Here is a 20,474-nt window from a genome sequence, read left to right on the forward strand (position 1 = left end):
GGGGATTCTAGGGAGTGAATTTCGGGGCATGCAATTGAGAGTTCGGATGAAGTTGGGAGGGAGGTGTGGATGGGGTTGCGGGGGTCGGGTGGTAGGAGCATCACGGAGGGGTATTGCGGGCGCACACAACGGCGCCACCTCACCGGGGTCCAGGGGGCCACCCCTGGTGGGGGATGCAAGGGGGCAACGCCCCTCTTGCCCGCCGGAGGCCTGGCCGTCGAGAGATGTCTGAAGGGGAGCGTGTCCAAACGCGGACGACGTGTCGTATGCCCCCTCACCAACCCGCGGGGATTGCAGTGCGAGCGTGGAGTCCTCAACGCCGGTGACACAAAGGGGACGTCCGTTGCGTACCACGGTTCCTCATATGAAGTGCCTCCGGCGGCAAGGGGGCGTGGCCCCCTTGACCCCAGGCTGCCGTCGCACGTTGGGTTTGAGCTACGGGCATCGTGCCGGCGGGAGTGCCGTCGCTGGAAGTCGTGCCGCGAATGAGCCACGATTCCGGTCGCCAACTTCTTTGGGAGACCCTCGATGTCGCGCTCGCTCGATCGTCGTCAATTCCTGTCCACCTCCTCCGCGGCCGCCGCCGGACTATTGACAGCCGGCTTCACCTCCACCACGCGGGGCTTCTTCGCCAACGAGACCATGAACATCGGCTGCATCGGCACCGGCGGCCGCTGCCGGCGACTCATGCAGGACCTCCGCAACATCCCCGGCGTGAAGATCACCGCCGTCAGCGATGTCTGGGATGTCTCGATGGCCGAAGGAAAGAAGCTCGCCCAGCCGGACGCGAAGGAGTTCAAGGACTACCGCGAACTCCTCGACCAGAAGGACATCGACGCCGTCGTCATCGGCTCGCCGGACCACTGGCACGTCCCGATGACCATCGACGCCTGCGCGGCGGGCAAGGACGTCTACGTCGAAAAGCCGCTGACGCACGACCTCAGCGAAGGGGAAGCGGTCATCCGCGCCCAGAACGATCACAAGCGGATCGTCCAGGTCGGAACCCAGCAGCGGAGCATGCCGCACATCCAGGAGGCGTACCAGATCCTGAAGTCCGGCCAGCTCGGCGAGATCCACAAGGTCCACTGCTCGTGGAACCGCAACTCGGTCCGCTGGAAAAGGACGCCGCTCGGGATCGATCCCGCCTCGGTCGACTGGAAGAAGTTCCTCGGCAACGCCAAGGCCCAGGAGTTCGACGAGTACAAGTTCCGGAACTGGCGCTGGTTCTGGGACTTTGGCGGCGGGATCTTCACCGACCTGATGGTCCACTGGATCGACGTGGCCCACTGGTTCCTCGACCTCAAGACTCCGCAGGTCGCGGCGAGCATCGGCGACCAGTTCTATTCGGAAGGGGTCTGGGAGACGCCGGACAGCGTGCAGACGATCATGCGTTACCCGGACACGCAGATGCAGATCTACTTCGAGGGGACGTTCATCAACGCCCGCAACGCGGCGATGATCGAGTTCATGGGGAGCGCCGCGACGCTCTACATCGACCGCGGACGGTATGAGGTGATCCCCGAGCGGAAGAGCAAGACCGCCGCCTCGGAGAAGATCATCGGGGAAGGCCCCCGGGGAGCGGACTTCTACGACCAGCCGAACGGCGAGATGCTCCACCTCGTGAACTGGATCGAATGCTGCCGCTCGCGGAAGACGCCGAACTGCCCCGTGGAAGCGGGCGTCCTGGCCGCCTCCTCGGCCCACATGGCGAACCGGTCGCTACGGGAAGGGCAGATCGCGAAGCTGAAGGGGTAGTGCCGGTACTATCCGTGTTCATCTGTGTGAATCTGTGGCTCACTCCTCTCATGCGAAGAGGTAGGCCACAGATAAACACAGATGGACACAGATAAGGCGGTGAGGCGGCGGTGGCTCGAACGTTCCTGCCGCCTCGCGAGGCGGCACCACAACGTGAGTTTTTCTTCCGCGATTCCGCAGAAGAGCACTTTTCGAGGTGTCCCCGCGGATGGAACTAAGCGCGCTACAGATTCGTAACGACTCATTCGATAAAGGGTTGTGACGGATTCTCAACTCAGGATGCTGATTGACGGCGAAATGGGGGGGGCCCATAATTTCGCACCCCCAGGAAACCGCTGTCGGTGATTTGCCGGCTGTCGTATACAACACCTTGTGTGGTCCGGACTTTCACGCCCGGCCGCACGCACTCCGGAGCCCTATCATGGTAGGCAATGTTCTCGATGTGACCGATGCCACCTTCTCGTCGGAAGTCCTCGACAGCGCGACTCCCGTCCTCGTCGATTTCTGGGCGACCTGGTGCGGTCCGTGCCTCATGCTCGCTCCGACGGTTGACGCCCTCGCCACCGAGTTCGCCGGCAAGGTCAAGGTCTGCAAGGTCGACGTCGACAAGAACCGCCAGTCCGCCGTGAACTACAAGATCGACGCCATCCCGGCCCTGTTCGTCTTCAAGGGGGGACAGGTTGTCGACCGGATGAAGGGGGCGGCCTCCAAGGACCAGTTGAAGTCGATGCTCAACAAGCATCTGTAGGAATGGAGTGCTGAGCGGCGAGAGTTGAGCGTCCGGAAACGGTCTGGCCGCTCAACCTGAAACGCCCGGCCCTCAACGAAGGGAGCGAGGAGCGTCGAGAACGGTCTCTGACGCTCAACGCCAAAACCTCAACGCTGGACGCCCGGGAAAGGATTCCCCATGAGCGACGCCATCCACACCCCGTCCTCGGAAACGGCCAGCTTTCCGAAGCCCCGCTTTCCCGTGGAGCGTCCCGTCCGTAAGGACGAGCAGACCCTCGCCCAGGCGGGACGGGTGATGGAGCAGCTTCGCCTGCAACTGGCGGAGCTCGACCGCCGCGAAGAGACGCTCAACCAGCAGCTTGCCACGCTGGATCAGGAATCCCGCTCGCTCAAGGCGTGGAGCCAGCAGTTCACCGAAGAAGCGGACCGCCGCGAGCGCGAGCTCCGGGCCACCGAACGCCGCATCGTCGACCGCGAACAGGCCTGCGACGTACAGCACACCGCGCTCTCGGAAAAGGAACAGGACCTCAACCGCCAGCGGGACGAACTGGCCGCCGAGCGGGAGGCGATGAAGGAGAGCCTCGAGCGCGAGCTGTATCAGGAACGGGCGAAGGTCGTCGAGGCTCAGCAGCAGTTCCAGGACGAGCGGACCGCCGCGCAGGAACAGCTCGACGAGCGACGGGCCGAGATCGAGCGCCTCCGCGAAGAGCGGCTCGGGCCTCTTGATGAGCGGGAACAGACGGTCGAGCGCCGCGAGCAGGAGCTGCATCAGCGGGAGATCGATCTCGAGAAGCGGACCCGGTTCCACGAAGACCACCTCAAGCGGCTGCGGCAGGAGATCGCCGGGCAGAAGTCCGACCTGGAGCAGGAGCGGCAGAGCCTTCGCGTCTGGAGCGTCCAGGTCGAGGAGTCGATCCACCTCCGGCTGCGTCACGTCCAGCGGTTCCGGGATCTTCTGGAAGAGCGGGAGAAGGCGTGCGACGAGGAGCGGCACCTGCTGCACCAGTCCCGCCGTTCGCTCGATGAAGAACTGATCCGCCGCCGCGCGGAGCTGGAAGCAGAGAAGGCGGAGTTCCTGGCGGAGACCGAGAAGCGGGCCGCGGACGTTCAGGACCAGCAGAACGCCATCGCCGCCCAGCTTGAAGCGGTCGAGGATCGCCAGACGGAGCTTGACCGGCTCCAGCAGGAGATTGAGGCGACGCACCAGGAGAACCTGGAGATGCGGGCCGCGGTCGATGAGGCCTATGCCGATCTGTGCGCCAAGGCGGACGAGGCGCTCGTGCGGGAGCGGCTGACGCAGTCGCGGGCGATGCTGCATGAGCAGTTCCGCCGGGTTCATGACGCGATCGCCGAGCAGAAGAGTGCGGTTGCCGGACTTCTCAGCGAGCTCGATGAGCAGCGGCAGGCGTATCGCGCGGAGCGGGACAGCACGGCGGCGTGGCTCCGGCAGCGGGAGGCGGATGTCGAGCAGCGACAGGCGGCGCTCGCGCGGGAGCGGGGGCAGCATCATGCGGGTGAAGGGCACTGGATTGCGGCCCGCGATCGCTGGCGGAACGAGAAGCTGGAGGCGGAGACGATTATCCGCGGTCTCGTGACGGAGCTCGAAACGCTGCTGAGCACGCGCCCGGCGCCGCCGCGGGCCGATTCCATCGCGGCGCTGCCGCTGCCGAAGGTGGCCTGACCCGTCGGCCGTGCGCCAGCCCCAGGGCCTCTGCGCAATGGACTGTCAGTGAGCGTGAGCGGCTTCGGCGCCGTGGCCATTGAGGGCCGGAATCGCGGCATTCGCGCGCTGGTCAACGAGGACAGGTTCGTACCGCGACGTTGCTGACTGCAAAGACGAAGACGGGCTCACTTCGATGGTGGCGGCGGTATCAGCTCGCACGCTCCCCCGCGATCGGCAGGCAGACCTGTCGATTTTGTCACACTTTGGCGCCCTGCAAATTGCCTAGCAGCTTTGCGTTTTGCGATCGATAAGGATTCGATGAGGACTCTGCGCATCAGTTGACACTGATGCGAGGGGTGGGGACGATCCAAGTACCTCTTCTTCAAGTCTCGATCGACCGATCGTCTCTCTTCTGGAGGCTGACATGCGGGTTAAGCGTGGCTTTACGCTGATTGAATTGCTGGTCGTCATCGCGATCATTGCCGTCCTGGTCGCCATCCTTCTCCCGGCAGTGCAGCAGGCTCGGGAGGCTGCTCGCAAGTCCCAATGCCTGAACAATTTGAAGCAGATCGGCGTCGCTCTGCACAACTATCACGAAACTCACGGAATTTTCCCCTTCTCGGTGGCACATCCCGGGGCGTGCACGGCGACCTTTATCCCGCCGTTCACCAAGAACACCCGGGGCTGGACGATGCTTCTCCCGTACATCGAACAGCAGACGCTCTACAACAAGTACGACCACAACGCTCCGGCCTCCAACTACACGAGAGCGGGTGGCGGCCCACTCGTGGGGACGTGCGTTCCTCAAAATGAGGAGGTTGTTTCGACGTCGATCAGCACGTACCTCTGTCCTTCCGACTTTGGCGACCGCTTCTTCCGGCCCCAGACGGATACGAACTACTCCATTACACCGACCGGTGCGACTGCGGGACGCTTTGGTGCAAAGGCGAGCTACGAGTTCAGTACTCATGCCTGGTCCAACACGTGTACCAACTACGAGGCGGTCGCCAGTACCGATCGCAGGATGTTCGGCGTCAACAGCGCCGCCCGGATTCGCGACGTCCCCGATGGCATGAGCAATTCCGTCGCCGTGACCGAGACGACGTTGGATATTCGGGACGGAATCACCGGCACCTGGGGCTATTCGAAATGGGTTGGAATGGGCGTCGACTTCGCCCGAGGCGTGCCGATCAATGATTGGAACTGTTGTGCCTGGGCTCTGCCGATCACGCAGCAGCCTCCGAAGCTCGGAACCTGGAGCGCTCCCGGGAGTGTCCACGCCGGCGGTGCGACCGTCCTGATGGGTGATGGAGCCTGCCGCTTCGTCACGGATTCGCTGGACCTCGTGATTCGTCAGCGCGTCGCCCGGGTGTCCGACGGTTTGCCTCCCGGCGAGTTCTGATTGTCCTTGCGGCGTCTCTTTGCCGGAACCCGACGAGCGTCTGTGGCGCAGGCCTCGTCGGGGCTCGCGGGCTCCGTCAGTGTCATCCCTACAGCGTCCCGATCAGCGGCCTGGACTCATCCATGACCCGAGCTTTCTCAGTTGCGCACCTTTTGACCGGGCTTGTGATCCTTGGCCTCACCGGGTGCGGAGGTGGCTCAAAACCGCCATCGACGTTGGTTCCTGTGACCGGCGTGGTGAAGATGGACGGAAAGCCGTCTCCCTTTGCCTCCGTGACCTATGTGGCGGAGGGACTGAAAGGGGGCCTGGGAGCCGTCGGATTTACGGATGAAGAGGGGAAGTATGAACTGAAGTGGCGAGGTCAGGAGCCCGGCATTCAGCCCGGCAAGTACCGGGTCGTGATTTCGAGAATCGCAATGAAGGATGGAACACCGGTGCCGCGAGACAAATCCGCCGCGGATGTCGGTGCCGTTGAGACAATGCCGCGGCGCTACAGCGACTACGACGTCTCCGAGCTGTACCTCGAAGTCCCTGCGGCCGGGATGACCAAGGATTTTGAGCTGAAATCGAAATAGCTCGCGGTTCCGGCCCGGACGGCAAAGGATCGACGTGGTTTCCGCCGCGCGACGGCGAGTTCCGTCGGCTGTCGTTTTGATTCTCCGCGCCGAGTCTTCTGGAGTAGGCCGTCGGATTGCGCCGCACCGGACCTCGCTATGGAGAACCTGCCGCGTCGTCCGGGCTGACCGTGGCGGCTGCCGCAGGCTCGTGATCGGGGACTTTGGCGAAGCCCATCGTGATCATGACGCCGGAGACGACGAGCCCCAGGCCCAGGAAGTCGCTCCACCGCGGCTTCTCCTTCATGAAGAGGATTACGAAGGCGAGGAACACGACGATCGTGATCGCCTCCTGGATGATCTTGAGCTGCGTCGTCGACCAGCCGTACTGCTCCTTGCCGAGGCGGTTGCCGGGGACCTGGAGGCAGTACTCGAAGAAGGCGATCCCCCAGCTGATCATGATCGCCCACTTCATGCTGAGGGTGCCGGAGTACTTGAGGTGCCCGTACCAGGCGAAGGTCATGAAGATGTTCGAGAGGAGCAGGAGGACGATCGTGAGCATGGCGGCGGCGTGAGGTGTTTCAGGACGCGTTCTTTGGGCGGACGCGTGACGGGCGGAACGCGGCGGGATGATAGTGAGTTGTCTTCTGCGCGAGACGGGGAATTTCGGGCTGCCGGGGGCTTTCGGGTACGGCAGACGGTGTGAAACCGGTGCGAGAACCCCCTCACGCCTCACCGCTCGCTTTGGGATCCCGGCGGGTTGATTTGGGGGCATCCGGCACGGCGTCCGCGCTTGGACCGCTCTCCTTCAGACATCTCTCGACGGCCAGGCCTCCGGCGGGCAAAGGGCCAATAAAACAACACAGGCCCCTCTGCACTCCCCACCAGGGTGCCCCTGGATCCGGTGGAGCAGGTGCGCTGCGTTCAGCATGGCCCCGCCCGCTCAATTCCGTCGTTCCCCGGCCCACCAAGACCCCAGCCTCTGGACCTGAGTTGAAAATTTGACACGATATAACCACGCTTCCCCAGGGTTGGGCTGACCGGGACGCAAGCCCTGCGCCACCTTTGTTCCCCTCCATCGCCCATCGTGCGTCCCGCGAGGTCGTGTATGCTGCCGAGTCCGCAACCGTCTTCCTCCCGCTGGACTTCGTCCCGGCTGGCTCGGATCGCCTGGGGCGCTCTCTTCGTCGTCGTGGCCGGCACGGTCCTGTTCGCCCTCGCCGGCGATACGGCCTTCGCCCAGGAAGCCGCACCCGCAGCTCCGGCCCCCGCCGCCGCACCGGCCGCCCCCGCTCCGGGACCCGGCGGAACCACCGCCGCTCCCGCCACCGAGCAGAGCTTCCTGATGTGGGTCATCCACACCTCAGGCTGGATCGGCGGGATCATCCTCCTGCTGTCGATCTACTTCGTCATGGTCGTCGTCCGCATGTTCCTCGACCTCAAGCAGGAAGAGGCCGCCACGCAACTCGATCTCCAGGCGTGCGACAACCTCCTCAAGTCCAAGGACCTCGTCGGCCTCTACAAGCTGGTCAAGCAGGACCCCTCCTTCTTCGGGACGGTCCTCGCCGAAGGGCTGACGGAACTCCAGTACGGCCTCGAAGACGCCCGCGAGGCGGTTGACCGCGTCGGCGACGCCAAGACGGTCGAGCTGGAAAAGCGGATCAGCATGCTGGCAGTCCTTGGCTCGCTCGGCCCCATGATCGGTCTCCTCGGAACGCTCAAGGGGATGATCGCCAGCTTCAGCGCCATCGCAATGTCCGGGACGCAGCTCAAGGCGGACCAGGTCGCGGCGGGGATTTCCGAAGCCCTCGTGCTGACCTTCGAAGGGGTCGCCCTGTCGGTCCCGGCGATCTACTTCTTCGCCTACTTCAAGAACCGCATCTCCAACGTCACGACGGAAGCGATGCTGGCGATCCACGAGTTCCTCCGGAAGGTCCACAACCAGATGCGGGCCGCCAAGCCGGCCTAGCGGGCAGTGGATTGTGGGCAGGGGGGCGTAAAAGCCCCGCCCAGTTCTGCGACTCGTGACCAACCACCCACTCCCCACTTCTCCTCCATATGTCCGGTTCTGTTGGTTCCGACAACGTCGAGCCCAATCTGACGCCGATCCTGGACATGGTCTTCCAGCTGATCACGTTCTTCATGCTCGTGATCAACTTCAAGGGGGCGGCGCTCGACCTGTCGCTGCAGCTTCCCGTCCTTGGCTCCGCCCGGCCGCTCGAGACCGAGCAGGGGGAGGCGCTCCTGTACCTCAACATCAACTCGCAGGGGCAGCTGACGCTCTACAACGAGGTCAAGGACCTGCGGCAGTGGATTGCCGAGGAGGCGCGGGAAGCGATCAAGCAGGAGAAGGCGAAGGACAAGAACTTCGATGAGAAGAAGGACGGCCTGCCGACGATGGTCGTCATCCGGGCGGACCGTTCGACGCCGTTCCGGATCCTGAACGACGTCCTCAACACCTGCCAGGGCCACGGCTACCGCCGCTTCAGCCTCAACGCCATGAACAAAGCGGAGTAGCGAGGTCAGCCATGTATCGCCGCCGCGACAAGCACAAGCACGAAGAAGTCCAGCTCAGCCTGACCGCCATGCTCGATATGGCGTTCCAGCTCCTGGCGTTCTTCATCCTCACGTTCAAGCCCTCCCCGGTCGAGGGGCAGCTCTCGCTCAATCTTCCCAAGCCGGGACAGCTGGCGAAGGTGGTGAGCCAGGCGTCGAACGCAAACGCTCCCGCCACGACGATGCCGGTCGAGACGATCGAGTCGTTCCTGGTGCAGGTGACCGCGGACGCCGCCGGGAACGTCTCCCGCCTCACCACCGCTCCTGGCGGAGACATCTTTGCCGGCGGGGCGACGCCAGCGAACCTGGAGCGCTTCAACAAGATACTGAACGACAATTTCAGCAAGACGGCGGTGTTTGAGCAGGTCCAGATCATGGTCGATCCGAACCTGCGGTACGATGAGCTGATGAAGATCCTCGACATGTGCCTGCGGCAGAAGCTCCCGGACGGGACCTCCCTGACCAAGATCAGCTTCAAGGAGCTGCAGCCGCAGTAAAGGGCGAAGGTCTTCGCGGTCGGAGCGGCACCGGGGTACAATCGCGCTATGGCCCGACGCAAGCATTACTGGGGACGCAGCCCCCTCCCGCACGACGGCGGCCCCCGTCTGTGGCGGATGATTCTGTTCTTGTTCATCCTGGGGATGATGTACACGCAGATGCGCCGCGCCAGCAACTGGCGATGGCTCGTCAGCGAAGCCCAGGGGCAGACGACCGCTCCCGCTGCGAATCCAGCCCCCGAGGCGGCCGATCCGAAAGCCGGCTCCGGAGGCCCGCCCGGTCCCGCGATTAAGGACACGCTCCGGGAGTCGACCACCGACCAGGAGGACTGGGAGAAGCAGGCGGTCAAGGACAGCCTCGCGGTCGTGACCGACCGGTCCGAGCTGCAGGAGGCGGAGATGCCCGCCTACTGGACGCTCATGCGCTGGACGCTGGCCCAGACTTCCCGGCAGCTCCTGGACCGGGCCGCTCCCCGTCTCAAGCTGTCGGATCTGTGGGCCACGCCTTCCGACTTCCGCGGCCGGATTTTCCAGTTCCAGCTGGAGGTTCGCCGGGTCGAGTCGTTTGAGGTCAAGAGCGAGAACTCGGCCGGTGTGAAGTCCGGCTACATGATGGTCGGCATGAACGACGCTTCGAAGGCGCAGCCCTACTGGGTGGTGGTCCCCGACCTGCCGGAAGGGTGGCCGGTGGCGGACGAGGTGTATGAGAGCGGGACCTTTGTGGGGTACTTCCTGAAGTGGCAGTGGTACCAGCCGGGGGTTGGCAAGCCGAAGTCGATGCCGATGTTCATTGGCCGGATCATTCCGAAGCCCAAGGCGGTCATCCGGACTACGGGACTGATGGACGACCCGCTGTTTCTGGGGCTGGCCGGAGTGGCGGCTCTCGGTGCGCTGGGCTTTGCCGCGTACTTGCAGTTCTCGCCTCGCCCTTCGCGGGCGGTGCTGACACCGACGCGGGATGAGGAGACTGCCGTCGAGTTCCTGAAGAATGCGCTTCCGACCGGATCGCCCGTCCCGGCAGGCCCGGCCGAGTCGACCGGGGCTCCGCCGGTTCCCGTCGAAGTGGTTGCTCCCGAGGCTGCCAAGCCTGAGGCCGGCTCTCTGTAGGCGGGCGGGGAGGTGTCTTGTCCCGCTGGCTCAGACGGCGTTCTTGCCGGCACGACTCTGCTTGCTCAAACCCATTGTGCGACGGCAGCCGGGGTCAAGGGGGTCTCACCCCCTTGCCGCCGGAGGCGCTTCCATGAGGAACCATGGGACGCAACGGGCGTCCGTTTCGTGGAACCAGTTAGGAGGACTCCACCAAACCGCACCACTGGCTTTGCAATACCAGCGGGTTAGGTGAGGGGGCATCCGATACGTTCTCCTCGCTTGGACACGTGCTCCTTCAGACAACTCTCGACGGCCAGGCCTCCGGCGGGCAAAGGGGCGTTGCCCCCTTGCATCCCCCACCAGGGTGCCCCTGGACCCGCTTGAGGGGGGGCCTATGGAAAGTCGTTGACCGGCTGACTTCCGGCGGCCATCCTGCAAGCAGCGATTCCCGTTTCTCCTCGTCACGACCGCCATGATCATCGACGCGCATCAGCACTTCTGGAAACGGGGCCTCTTCGACACCCGCTGGCTCGAAACACCCCGCCACGAGCCGATCTGCCGCGACTTCCTCCCAGCCGACCTGGAGCCGCTCCTCAAGGCCGCCGGCGTCGACTACTCCGTCTTCGTCCAGACCCAGCACGACACGGAGGAAAACCTCTGGGCTCTCCGGGAGGCGGACCTCTATCCGTTCATCGCGGGGGTCGTCGGCTGGATCGATCTGGCCAGTCCCTTGTGCGAGGACCAGCTCGTCGAATTCCGGAACTTCCCCAAGTTCGTCGGCGTGCGGCACATCACGCAGGACGAGCCGGACGACGACTTCATCATCCGCCCCGACGTGATCCGCGGACTGCACGTCCTCCAGAAGCACCGCGTCCCGTTTGACCTGCTCTTCTACGTCAAACACCTGCGGCACGCGGCGACACTGGCAAAGGAGCTCCCCGAACTGCCGATGGTGATCGACCACCTCGCCAAGCCGGAGATTCGCGCCCAGCGGACCGACAATTGGGAGACCCACTTCCGCGCCGCTGCCAAGTTCCCCAACGTCTGCTGCAAGCTCTCGGGAATGATCACCGAGGCGGATTGGGAAGGCTGGACGCCGGAGGACCTGCAGGTCTACGTCGACGTTGCGCTCGAAGCCTTCGGCCCGGACCGACTGATGTACGGCAGCGACTGGCCGGTCTGTGAGCTCGCGGGGGACTACCAGGACGTCTTCAACGCCCTCCGCGACTGCCTGACGCGCCTCAGCGATTCCGAACGGGACGCGATCTACTGCCAGACGGCGAAGAAGTTTTACGGCCTGACGGTGTAGTTCCACCGGGTCCAGGGGCACCCTGGTGGGGAGTGCAGAGGGGCAACGCCCCTTTGCCCGCCGGAGGCCCTCTCGTCGAGAGATATCTGAAGGAGCACTTGTCCAAGCGCGGACACCGTGCCGTATGCCCCCTCACCAACCCGCGCGGAGTGCAAAGCCAGCGGTGTGATGTGAGGGAGTCCTCAATGCTGGCACCACAAGGGGGACGTCCGTTGTGTCCCACGGTTCCTCATGGAAGCGCCTCCGGCGGCAAGGGGTTGCCCCCTTGACCCCGGTTGCCGTGGCACATTGGGTTTGAGTAAACAAAGTCGTGCCGGCAAGGACGCCGTTCGAGCCAGCGGGACAAGCCTCCCGTCCCTCGCTCGCGCTTCGGACTGGTGTTGGGAACGGAAATCTCCGATCCTCGGCCGCCTGACTCGGCCTCCTCCATCCACCTCGCTCTCCGCTCCATGTCGACCGCGCTCGCCTCGCTCAATGACCTCCTGCAGTCACCCGACGATCTGTACTCCCTCCGCACCAAGGGGGAAGGGCCCCGCGGCAAGCTCCCGCTGTCGAGCGAATACCTTCTCGATGCTCCCAGCGGCGACATCTTCGGCATGACGCAGTCGGCCGGGATGGGCTGGGATCCCAACCAGCTCATGCGGGAGCAGGTCCTGATCCTGAGCACCATGGGGGGGATCCGGGCCGAAGACGGGAAGCCGATCGCTCTCGGTTACCACACCGGCCACTGGGAGATCGGCCTCCTGATGCGGGCCGCGGCGAAGGAACTCGACCGGCTTCAGCGGCTGCCGTTTGCCGCCTATGTCTCCGACCCGTGCGACGGCCGTTCGCAGGGGACGACGGCGATGATGGACAGCCTCCCCTATCGCAACGATGCGGCGCTCGTTCTCAAGCGGTTGATCCGCTCCCTGCCGCTCCGCCGCGGCGTCGTCGGCATTGCGACCTGCGACAAGGGGCTGCCGGCGATGATGATGGCTCTTGCCGGCTCGACCACGCTCCCCGGCGTCATCGTGACCGGCGGCGTCACGCTGCCGCCGACCGACGGTGAGGACACCGGCAAGGTCCAGTCAGTCGGGGCACGGTATGCGCACGGGGAGATCGATCTCGACTACGCGGCGGAGCAGGGGTGCCGGGCCTGCGGATCGGCGGGGGGAGGGTGTCAGTTCTTCGGGACGGCCGCGACGTCACAGGCGGTCGCCGAGGCCCTGGGGATGACGATGCCGCATGCGGCGCTGGCACCGTCGGGGGAGATCGTGTGGAAGGACCTCGCGGTCCAGTCGGCGCGGGCGCTCACGACGTTGATCGATCGCCGGCTGACGATGGGGGACATCCTCTCCGACGATGCCGTCCACAACGCGATGGTCGTTCATGCGGCGATGGGGGGCTCGACGAACCTGCTGCTGCACATTCCGGCCATCGCCTTCGAGGCGGGGCGGCGGCGGCCATCCGTCGACGACTGGAACCGCGTCAACCGGCAGGTGCCGCGGATCGTCGACGTGCTGCCGAACGGACCGGTGGGGCATCCAACGGTGCGAGTGTTCCTGGCCGGGGGGGTCCCCGAGGTGATGCTCCATCTACGGGGGCTCGGGCTGCTGAAGCTCGATGCGATCACGGCGACGGGCGAACGGCTGGGAGAGGTCCTGAGCTGGTGGGAGAAGTCGGAGCGGCGGCTGCGGATGCGGGAGATTCTGCAGCGCGAGGATGGCGTCGATCCGGACGATGTCATCATGCCGCTGGAGCGGGCGCGGAAGAAGGGGCTGACGAGCACGGTCACGTTCCCGATCGGGAACATTGCGCCCGAGGGGGCGGTGATCAAGAGTACGTCGATCGATGCCAGCGTGGTTGATCCGGATGGGGTGTATCGCAAGCTGGGGCCGGCGCGTGTGTTCACGACCGAGACGGAGGCGATTGCGGCGATCAAGGGGCGGGGGCCGAAGGGGACGACGGTGAAGCCGATTCAGGCGGGGGACATCATTGTTCTGATGTGCCGTGGGCCGCTGGGTTCGGGGATGGAGGAGACGTATCAGCTCACGTCAGCGCTGCGTTATCTGCCGTTTGGCAAGCATGTGGCGCTGGTGACGGACGCCCGGTTTTCGGGAGTTTCGACGGGGGCCTGTATCGGGCATGCCGGTCCGGAGGCGCTGGCCGGGGGGCCGATTGGAAAACTTCGGGATGGGGATCTGATTGAGATTGTGGTGGATCGGATCAATCTGGTGGGGACGATCAATTTTGTGGGGACGGCGGAGCAGCGGCTGACGGCGGAGGAGGGGGCGGCGGTGTTGGCGCAGCGGGTGCCGACGGTGGTGTTGCAGGCGGATGCGCAGCTTCCGCGTGACACGCGGTTGTGGGCGATGCTGCAGCGGTGTGGTGGTGGGACGTGGGGCGGGTGTGTTTATGACGTGGATGCGATTATTGAGACGTTGGAGGCGGGCTTGAAGGCGCGGACGGTGGTCGGAGATTGATCCGAAAGAACCGGGTCCAGGGGCACCCTGGTGGGGAGTGCAGAGGGGCAACGCCCCTTTGCCCGCCGGAGGCTTGGCCTGTCTCGATCATTCTGAAGGAGCGCGTGTCCAAGCGCGGACGACGTGCCGTATGCCCCCCTTACCAACCCGCGGGGAGTCCGGGGCGAGCTGGGAGTTCTCGACGCCGGTACCACAAAGGGGGCATCCGTTGTGTACCGCGGTTCCTCATGGAAGTGCCTCCGGCGGCAAGGGGGCGTGGCCCCCTTGACCCCGGAGGCCGTCGCACGTTGGGTTTGAGCTAAGGGAGCTGTGCCGGCGAGGACGAGGTTCGATGTGACGGCTTAAGGTGTCGCGTCCTGGGCCTCTGTCAGCAGCGTCACATTCAGATACCGATCCGCCACGATCGTATCGATCACCAGCTGCGATGCGTGAAACATCAACATCGGGAACACCGCAAACGGCAGCCCCGTCCGGGCCACGCTCTCCGCCACCAGAATCCCGATCGGCAGCGTCTTCTGGCTCCCTGCAAACGCTGCCGCAATCGTGTTCTCCGCACTCATCCCCAGCCGCCGCCCACCCCAATAGCCCATCACCAGGCCCGCGATGTGGATCGCCATCGTGCACCCCCACACCAGCAGCACGGCTCCCAGGGCCGGCACATCGCGGCCCGGAACGAGCTGCGGTCCCGCCCCATAAGCCGACCAGAAGACCGTTGTCAGGATGCAGACCTGCGCCAAGTTGCTCAGCAGCAGCTTCCGGCGGTCGGCAAACGCGGCACACGCCCGGGAGAGCCGCAGAAGCTGCCCCGTCACGATCGGCAGGAGCGCGGACACGAACAGAATCGCCATCAACTGCCGCGGCTCCAGCGAGACTCGCGAGCCGACCCCCACCTCCATCCAGAACGGCGTGACGACGACCGCCAGCGCGTTCGTCAGGACCGTCACCAGGAGCGAGACGGCATCGTTCCCCCCCGCCCGCCGCGTCCAGACGGAGGCGGCCGCCATCGTGCAGGGGACGCTTCCCGCGATCATGAGCCCCACGCTGAAGTCCCGCGTCCACTGCGCCCGTGAGAGGGGCCAGGTGAGGAGCGGCATCAGGACGGCGTTGACGGTCGCGGCCCACAGGACCGGCCCCGGCGTCCGGAGCGACTCGACGAGCTTCCGGGTGTCGAGCGTCACCGACATCAGGAGCAGGATCTGGAAGACGATGACCTTCATCCCCGCCGCGAGGGCCGCTTCGAACGACGGGTTCACGGCGTTTGTCCCGCTCCCGCCGAATGTTCGTCCTAGGGCGAAGCCGAGCGGGATCAGCACTGCCAGTCCGGCCAGGAACCAGTGGCGATGAAGGCCGGCGAGGAATCGCGAGAAGGGAGTCAATGGGGGGACCAGTGGAGTTGAACCGTGAGCCGACCGGTTTAGACGAAACACGCTAGCGAGCGGACTCCAATGCCTTCTTCTCGGCCACCTCTTCCGCGGCACTCCGGCGGATGTAGTGCGGCACGAACTCGAACGGGGTGACCCGGTCGCCCGTCGCCCATTGCCGCAGGCCGATTCGGGCCACGTGCTCGCCGCGGGGGAGGGCTAGGTCTCCTTCCAGGCACCGCCGCGCGGTGCGCAGGTCGTCGGGAAGGCGCTTTACTCCGGGGCCGATGACGGCGTCGGCCGGTTCGATGAGCGGGGCGAGTTCTTCGAGGGGGACGATCCGCGTGGTGCCGGTGGCGGCGAAGTGTCCCTCGGGCGTGCGGGTGTAGTGGCCGGCGAAGAGGGCGCCTCGCTGGGCGTCCTCCAGGACCCAGAGGCGGGTGACTTCGGCCGAGGCGTTTGCGGCGATGATGGCGAAGGTGTCGACGGCGACGAGGGGTGTGCCGGTGAGGTAGCCGAAGGTTTTGGCGAAGACGACTCCGACCCGCAGGCCGGTGAAGCTTCCCGGGCCGGCGCTGACGGTGAGGAGTCCGATGTCGCGTGGGGCGACGCTATGAGATCGGAGGAGGGCCTGGACTTCGGCGACGAGGGTTCGGGCGTGACGGCGGCCGGTGGCGGCGAGCGATCGTTCTTCGAGGAGGGTGTGGCCGTGGAGGAGCGCGAGGCTGCCGGCGTGGCTGGAGGTGTCGACGCCGAGGATGGGGAATGGGGAGGGGGCGGGCGAGTTCATTGGGCCATTGTGTCGTGGTGCGAAGCAGGGAAAAAGGGACCTGAAAAACAGACTTTCCGCACCGGGTCCAGGGGTACCCTGGTGGGGGATGCAAGGGGGCAACGCCCTCTTGCCCGCCGGAGGCCTGGCCGTCGAGAGATGTCTGAAGGAGAGCGTGTCCAGACGCGGACAACGTATTGGATGCCCCCTCACCAACCCGCGGAGATTGCAAAGCCAGCGTTGTGTTTTGAGGGAGTCCTCAACGCCAGTACCACAAAGGGGACATCCGTTGCGTCCCACGGTTCCTCACAGGAGTGCCTCCGGCGGCAAGGGGTTGCCCCCTTGACCCCAGCGGCCGTCGCACAATGGGTTTGAGGTAGCACCGCCGCGCCGGCAAGAACTCTGTCCGAGCATTCGATCTTCGCAAGGCTCGGCTTGGTCCACGCCACCCCCGCGCTTTGCGGCCCCCCGCCGCCGGGCACTATGATCCAGTCTCCTCAAAACACACCGGGGACCGCCCCGACCGTCCGCGCGCAAGGACTGACAAGGACTGACATTGTGAACAAAGTGCTGATCATCGTCGGCGACGCCACCGAGACCGTCGACACCCTCTACCCCCTCTACCGACTCCAGGAAGACGGCTTCGAACCCGTCGTCGCCGGACCGGAAAAGAAGCTCTACAACATGGTGATGCACGAAGTCCGCCCCGGCTGGACAATCACCAAGGAGTGGGAGGGATACACCATCCAGGCCAACATCGCCTTCCGCGACATCAACCCCGAAGAATACGCCGGCATCTTCTTCAGCGGCGGACGCGCCCCCGAATACACCCGGTACGACGCCGACCTCATCCGCGTCACCAAACACTTCTTCGCCGCCAACAAGCCGATCGCCTCGGTCTGCCACGGCGTCGAAATCCCCGCCTACGCCGACTGCGTCCGCGGCCGGAAAATGGCCACCGTCCCCAAGTGCAAGTTTGACCTCGAAGTCTGCGGCGGGACCTTCGTCGACGCCCCCTGCGTCATCGACGGCAACCTCGTCAGCGGCCGCACGTTCCATGACCACGGTCACTACGTCGGTCCCTGGATGAAGCTGCTCCGGGAACAGAGGGAAAAACGGAGCTAGGAGTCAGGATTGAGGATCCAGGGAGGGAGACCGAGCCGGACTCCCTCAAACCGCTCCCCCTCCCTCCGTCCTGGATTCCGACACCCAGATCCTGAGTCCTTCCCCCCTCAGCCCGCGGCCTACGTGCAAGAACAGCAGCGCATCATCGACGACCTCGCCGGCCTCCTCGAAGGGGAGCTGCGCGCGGACCCGTTGACCCTGGCCGCCTACGCGACCGATGCCAGCCTGTACCAGCAGCGGCCCCTCGGCGTCGCCTACCCGCGATGTCGAGAAGACGTCGTCACGGTCGTCCGCTACGCCAAGGAGCGGTCGATCCCGCTCGTTCCACGAGGGGCGGGGACCGGCGTCGCCGGCGGAGCGATCGGGCCGGGGATCGTTCTCGACTTCGCCCGGTTCATGACTTCGGTCGAGTCGATCGGGGCCGAGACCGTCCGCGTCCAGCCCGGCGTCGTGCGGGACAAGCTCAACGCCCAGCTCCGGCCCTACGGTCGGTACCTCCCCCCCGACCCCTCGACGACCCAGGTCACGACCGTCGGCGGGATGATCGGCGTCGATGCCGCTGGCTCGCACGCGGTCCGGATCGGATCGATGCGGGACTACATCCCGAGCTTGGAGACGGTCCTGTCGTCGGGCCATGTCTTCGAGTTCGAGCAGGAACTCCTCCCGCTTTCGGCCTCGCCGACCCCCTATGGCGGCGATCGGGCTCCGCTGATCGACCGCCCCTCGGGGATCCACGACTCCAAGCAGCTCCTCGTGGCCCGGCTGGCCCAGGTGCTGCGGCAGAACGAAGACCTGATCCGCCAGCACCAGCCCGCAATGGTCCGCAACTGCGCGGGCTACACCCTCCGCGGAGTCCTGACCGAGACCCACCTCGACATCCCCCGGATGCTCGTCGGCTCCGAGGGGACGCTGGCCATCACGACAGCCGCCACGCTCAACACCGCCCCGCTCCCCGCACACCGCGGCGTCGTCCTGCTCCTGTTCCGCCACCTGGAAGCGGCCCTGCGAGTCGCCAAAGGGCTCGCCGATGAACAGCCGACCGCCTGCGATCTCCTCGACCGCCGGCTCCTGACGCTGGCCCGCGAGGACGATCCCCGCTTCGAGGCGATGATCGCCAAGTCGGCCGAGGCGGCACTCCTCGTGGAGCAGATCGGCTACAGCGAGCGGCAGCTCCTCGACCGCCTCAAGCGGATCACCGACAAGGCCCGGCACCTCGAATCGACCCTCATCATCGCCCGGCAGTCGACACGGGAGGACGAGGTCGAGTTCCTATGGTCCCTCCCGGCGCGGGTCGTCTCGCTGCTGATCAAACTCCCCGGACCGGTCCGGCCGTTCCCGCTGTTCGAGGCGATCGCCGTCCCGCCGCAGAACCTGCACGAGTTCATCGTCCTGGCGCAGCGGGTCCTCCAGAAGTACGAGGTGACCGCCTCGCTCTTCGCCCATGCCGCCTCGGGACAGATCCACCTGCGGCCGTTCCTCCCGACTCCCCGTCCTGAGGACGCGGCGCGGCTCGAGAGCCTGGTCGGCGAGCTGTACGAGATCGTCTTCCAGTTCCACGGCACGGTGAGCGGCGAGCACGGCGATGGTCTGGCCCGGACGTCCTTCCTGCGGGCGCAGTATGGACCGTTCTACCGCGTGATGCAGCTGGTGAAGGAGATCTTCGATCCCCACACGCTGCTGAACCCCGGCAAGATCATCAGCGACGATCCGCGGACGACGATGCGGGACCTCCGCCCGCTGGAGCCGCGCGTCGGGGGAGAGCCGGTCGAACTGCAGCTCTCCTGGTCCCTGCCGGTCGCGACCGAGGCGGCCGACCGCTGCAACGGCTGCGGCCAATGCCGGACCCAGGACCCGGCCCTGCGGATGTGTCCCTTCTTCCGGCTCGATTCGCTGGAGGAGGCGGCCCCCCGCTCGAAGGCGAATGTCGTCCGCAACTTCCTCACCGGGAACCTCGCGGCCCGGGACCTGGAGTCCGAGGAGGCGCTCAGGCTGGCGCGGCAGTGCTTCAACTGCAAGCAGTGCCAGATCGAGTGTCCCAGCCAGGTCGACATCCCGCACCTGATGCTGGAGACGCGGGCCGCCTACGTCGAGGCGAACGGCTTCACCCGGGAAGAATGGATCCAGGCCAAGGCCCATTCGTTCGGCCCGCTCGGTTCGACCCTGGCGCCGCTCGCGAACTGGGGCCTCAACAACGGCGGCGTCCGCTGGCTGATGGAGAAGATTCTCGGCATCTCGCGGCATCGGAAGCTCCCGCCGTTTGCCCGGCGGACGTTCCTGCGGCAGGTCCGCCGGACGTACTCGCGGCGGGACCTGGCGGCGGGGACCGGCGCGAACCGGCCGGTCGTCTACTTCGCGGACCACTTCGCCAACTACCACGACCCGGACCTCGGACGGGCGTTCATCGAGATCCTGCGGCACAACGGCCACACCGTCTATGTCCCCGGGGGGCAGACGACGACCGGCCTGGCGATGATCTCGGCCGGCGACCTCGACGGCGCCCGCGAGCTGGCGGAGGAGAACATCCGCGAGCTCGCCGAACTGGCCCGCGAAGGGCTGCCGATTGTCTGCACCGAGCCCTCGGCGGTCGTCTGCCTGACACAGGAATACCCGCTGCTGGTCGACCATCCGGACGTCAAGACGGTCGCCTCGCAGGTGATCGAAGCGGGGGCGTTCCTCCAGCAACTCCGCGCCGCCGGAAAACTCCGGACCGACTTCCAGCCGCTGCATCTCTCGGCCGCTTACCACACTCCCTGCCATCTCCGGGCGCTCGAACGGGGCACCCCGTTTGCGGACCTCCTGTCCGAGATCCCTGGCCTGACGCTGAAGCGGATTGAGGCCGGCTGCAGCGGGATGGCGGGCGCGTTCGGGCTGACGAAGGCGAACTTCAAGACATCGCTCGCGATCGGCCAGCGGCTGATCGAGCGGATGCAGCACGACGACATCCTGATCGGCCTCACGGAGTGCGGGAGCTGCAAGGTCCAGATGGAGCAGGGGACCAGCCGGCCGACGATCCACCCCATCAAGATCCTGGCCCTCGCCTACGGCCTGATGCCTGAGCTGCGGCGGCTGATCCGGCCGAACAAGCGGCGGCTGATGACGTCGTAGGGGAGGCGGTAGGCTTAAGGCGGAAGGCTGAAGGTAGAGGGGATGAGCCCTATCGGCGCTCCGTCGACCGTGTCGCCTGAACTGATACTTGATACCTG

General features: G+C 65.6%; 16 protein-coding genes. 13 read left to right on the forward strand and 3 right to left on the reverse strand.

The genetic code is table 11. From position 1 onward, the window contains the following. Window positions 1-528 precede the first annotated feature (528 nt). From VT03_RS23560 to VT03_RS23580, 5 genes are all read left to right on the forward strand, one after another. Window positions 529-1,755 (forward strand): Gfo/Idh/MocA family protein, encoded by a 1,227-nt coding sequence (locus tag VT03_RS23560; protein ID WP_075095271.1) that lies wholly within the window; start codon window positions 529-531, stop codon window positions 1,753-1,755. Window positions 1,756-2,176: 421 nt separating this feature from the next. Then, window positions 2,177-2,503, forward strand: coding sequence for a thioredoxin (trxA, locus tag VT03_RS23565; RefSeq protein ID WP_075095272.1), 327 nt, complete (start codon window positions 2,177-2,179; stop codon window positions 2,501-2,503). 159 nt (window positions 2,504-2,662) lie between these two features. Further along, the gene (locus VT03_RS23570) at window positions 2,663-4,165 is read left to right on the forward strand and encodes a hypothetical protein (protein ID WP_075095273.1); all 1,503 of its coding nucleotides are present in this window, start codon (window positions 2,663-2,665) and stop codon (window positions 4,163-4,165) included. Window positions 4,166-4,571: 406 nt separating this feature from the next. Then, window positions 4,572-5,549 carry a DUF1559 domain-containing protein gene (locus VT03_RS23575; protein ID WP_075095274.1) on the forward strand — a complete coding sequence of 326 codons (978 nt, stop codon included), beginning with the start codon at window positions 4,572-4,574 and terminating at the stop codon, window positions 5,547-5,549. 242 nt (window positions 5,550-5,791) lie between these two features. Continuing rightward, the gene (locus VT03_RS23580) at window positions 5,792-6,124 is read left to right on the forward strand and encodes a carboxypeptidase regulatory-like domain-containing protein (protein ID WP_156514714.1); all 333 of its coding nucleotides are present in this window, start codon (window positions 5,792-5,794) and stop codon (window positions 6,122-6,124) included. 136 nt (window positions 6,125-6,260) lie between these two features. On the opposite strand, the gene VT03_RS23585 is transcribed toward VT03_RS23580, so the two are convergent. Continuing rightward, on the reverse strand, window positions 6,261-6,665 hold the full coding sequence (locus tag VT03_RS23585) for a DMT family protein (protein ID WP_075095276.1): 405 nt from the start codon (window positions 6,663-6,665) through the stop codon (window positions 6,261-6,263). Window positions 6,666-7,211: 546 nt separating this feature from the next. Between VT03_RS23585 and VT03_RS23590 the strand changes: the two genes are divergently transcribed. The 6 genes from VT03_RS23590 (at window position 7,212) to VT03_RS23615 (ending at window position 14,016) form a co-directional block, all read left to right on the forward strand. Continuing rightward, complete coding sequence (locus VT03_RS23590) at window positions 7,212-8,072, forward strand: MotA/TolQ/ExbB proton channel family protein (protein WP_082846465.1); 861 nt, start codon at window positions 7,212-7,214, stop codon at window positions 8,070-8,072. 89 nt (window positions 8,073-8,161) lie between these two features. Continuing rightward, window positions 8,162-8,620 carry an ExbD/TolR family protein gene (locus tag VT03_RS23595; RefSeq protein ID WP_075095277.1) on the forward strand — a complete coding sequence of 153 codons (459 nt, stop codon included), beginning with the start codon at window positions 8,162-8,164 and terminating at the stop codon, window positions 8,618-8,620. A gap of 11 nt (window positions 8,621-8,631) precedes the next feature. Then, window positions 8,632-9,156 carry an ExbD/TolR family protein gene (locus VT03_RS23600; RefSeq protein ID WP_075095278.1) on the forward strand — a complete coding sequence of 175 codons (525 nt, stop codon included), beginning with the start codon at window positions 8,632-8,634 and terminating at the stop codon, window positions 9,154-9,156. 48 nt (window positions 9,157-9,204) lie between these two features. Next, complete coding sequence (locus tag VT03_RS23605) at window positions 9,205-10,263, forward strand: hypothetical protein (RefSeq protein ID WP_075095279.1); 1,059 nt, start codon at window positions 9,205-9,207, stop codon at window positions 10,261-10,263. Between the two features lie 454 nt (window positions 10,264-10,717). Next, on the forward strand, window positions 10,718-11,554 hold the full coding sequence (locus VT03_RS23610; protein WP_075095280.1) for an amidohydrolase family protein: 837 nt from the start codon (window positions 10,718-10,720) through the stop codon (window positions 11,552-11,554). A 449-nt stretch (window positions 11,555-12,003) separates the two neighbouring features. Beyond that, complete coding sequence (locus VT03_RS23615) at window positions 12,004-14,016, forward strand: YjhG/YagF family D-xylonate dehydratase (protein WP_075097258.1); 2,013 nt, start codon at window positions 12,004-12,006, stop codon at window positions 14,014-14,016. A 341-nt stretch (window positions 14,017-14,357) separates the two neighbouring features. Here the strand turns inward: VT03_RS23615 and VT03_RS23620 are convergent, their stop codons facing one another. Both VT03_RS23620 and tsaB read right to left on the reverse strand, forming a co-directional pair. Beyond that, on the reverse strand, window positions 14,358-15,392 hold the full coding sequence (locus VT03_RS23620; protein ID WP_075095281.1) for a bile acid:sodium symporter family protein: 1,035 nt from the start codon (window positions 15,390-15,392) through the stop codon (window positions 14,358-14,360). A 52-nt stretch (window positions 15,393-15,444) separates the two neighbouring features. Then, window positions 15,445-16,167 carry a tRNA (adenosine(37)-N6)-threonylcarbamoyltransferase complex dimerization subunit type 1 TsaB gene (gene tsaB, locus VT03_RS23625; RefSeq protein ID WP_075095282.1) on the reverse strand — a complete coding sequence of 241 codons (723 nt, stop codon included), beginning with the start codon at window positions 16,165-16,167 and terminating at the stop codon, window positions 15,445-15,447. Window positions 16,168-16,704: 537 nt separating this feature from the next. Here tsaB and VT03_RS23630 point away from each other — a divergent pair. Both VT03_RS23630 and VT03_RS23635 read left to right on the forward strand, forming a co-directional pair. Continuing rightward, window positions 16,705-17,271: a DJ-1/PfpI family protein gene (locus VT03_RS23630; RefSeq protein WP_231870502.1), complete on the forward strand. Its 567-nt coding sequence runs from the start codon at window positions 16,705-16,707 to the stop codon at window positions 17,269-17,271. Window positions 17,272-17,394: 123 nt separating this feature from the next. Next, window positions 17,395-20,376 (forward strand): anaerobic glycerol-3-phosphate dehydrogenase subunit C, encoded by a 2,982-nt coding sequence (locus VT03_RS23635; protein WP_075095284.1) that lies wholly within the window; start codon window positions 17,395-17,397, stop codon window positions 20,374-20,376. Window positions 20,377-20,474 lie beyond the last annotated feature (98 nt).

It is taken from the genome of Planctomyces sp. SH-PL14 (assembly GCF_001610835.1).
In the GTDB taxonomy this organism is placed as follows: Bacteria; Planctomycetota; Planctomycetia; order Planctomycetales; family Planctomycetaceae; genus Planctomyces_A.

Bases quoted from the DNA above. Each gene is read 5' to 3' on its own strand.
- VT03_RS23560 (WP_075095271.1), top strand. From the start codon at position 529: ATGTCGCGCTCGCTCGATCGTCGTCAATTCCTGTCCACCTCCTCCGCG.
- trxA (WP_075095272.1), top strand. From the start codon at position 2,177: ATGGTAGGCAATGTTCTCGATGTGACCGATGCCACCTTCTCGTCGGAA.
- VT03_RS23570 (WP_075095273.1), top strand. From the start codon at position 2,663: ATGAGCGACGCCATCCACACCCCGTCCTCGGAAACGGCCAGCTTTCCG.
- VT03_RS23575 (WP_075095274.1), top strand. From the start codon at position 4,572: ATGCGGGTTAAGCGTGGCTTTACGCTGATTGAATTGCTGGTCGTCATC.
- VT03_RS23580 (WP_156514714.1), top strand. From the start codon at position 5,792: ATGGACGGAAAGCCGTCTCCCTTTGCCTCCGTGACCTATGTGGCGGAG.
- VT03_RS23585 (WP_075095276.1), bottom strand. From the start codon at position 6,665: ATGCTCACGATCGTCCTCCTGCTCCTCTCGAACATCTTCATGACCTTC.
- VT03_RS23590 (WP_082846465.1), top strand. From the start codon at position 7,212: ATGCTGCCGAGTCCGCAACCGTCTTCCTCCCGCTGGACTTCGTCCCGG.
- VT03_RS23595 (WP_075095277.1), top strand. From the start codon at position 8,162: ATGTCCGGTTCTGTTGGTTCCGACAACGTCGAGCCCAATCTGACGCCG.
- VT03_RS23600 (WP_075095278.1), top strand. From the start codon at position 8,632: ATGTATCGCCGCCGCGACAAGCACAAGCACGAAGAAGTCCAGCTCAGC.
- VT03_RS23605 (WP_075095279.1), top strand. From the start codon at position 9,205: ATGGCCCGACGCAAGCATTACTGGGGACGCAGCCCCCTCCCGCACGAC.
- VT03_RS23610 (WP_075095280.1), top strand. From the start codon at position 10,718: ATGATCATCGACGCGCATCAGCACTTCTGGAAACGGGGCCTCTTCGAC.
- VT03_RS23615 (WP_075097258.1), top strand. From the start codon at position 12,004: ATGTCGACCGCGCTCGCCTCGCTCAATGACCTCCTGCAGTCACCCGAC.
- tsaB (WP_075095282.1), bottom strand. From the start codon at position 16,167: ATGAACTCGCCCGCCCCCTCCCCATTCCCCATCCTCGGCGTCGACACC.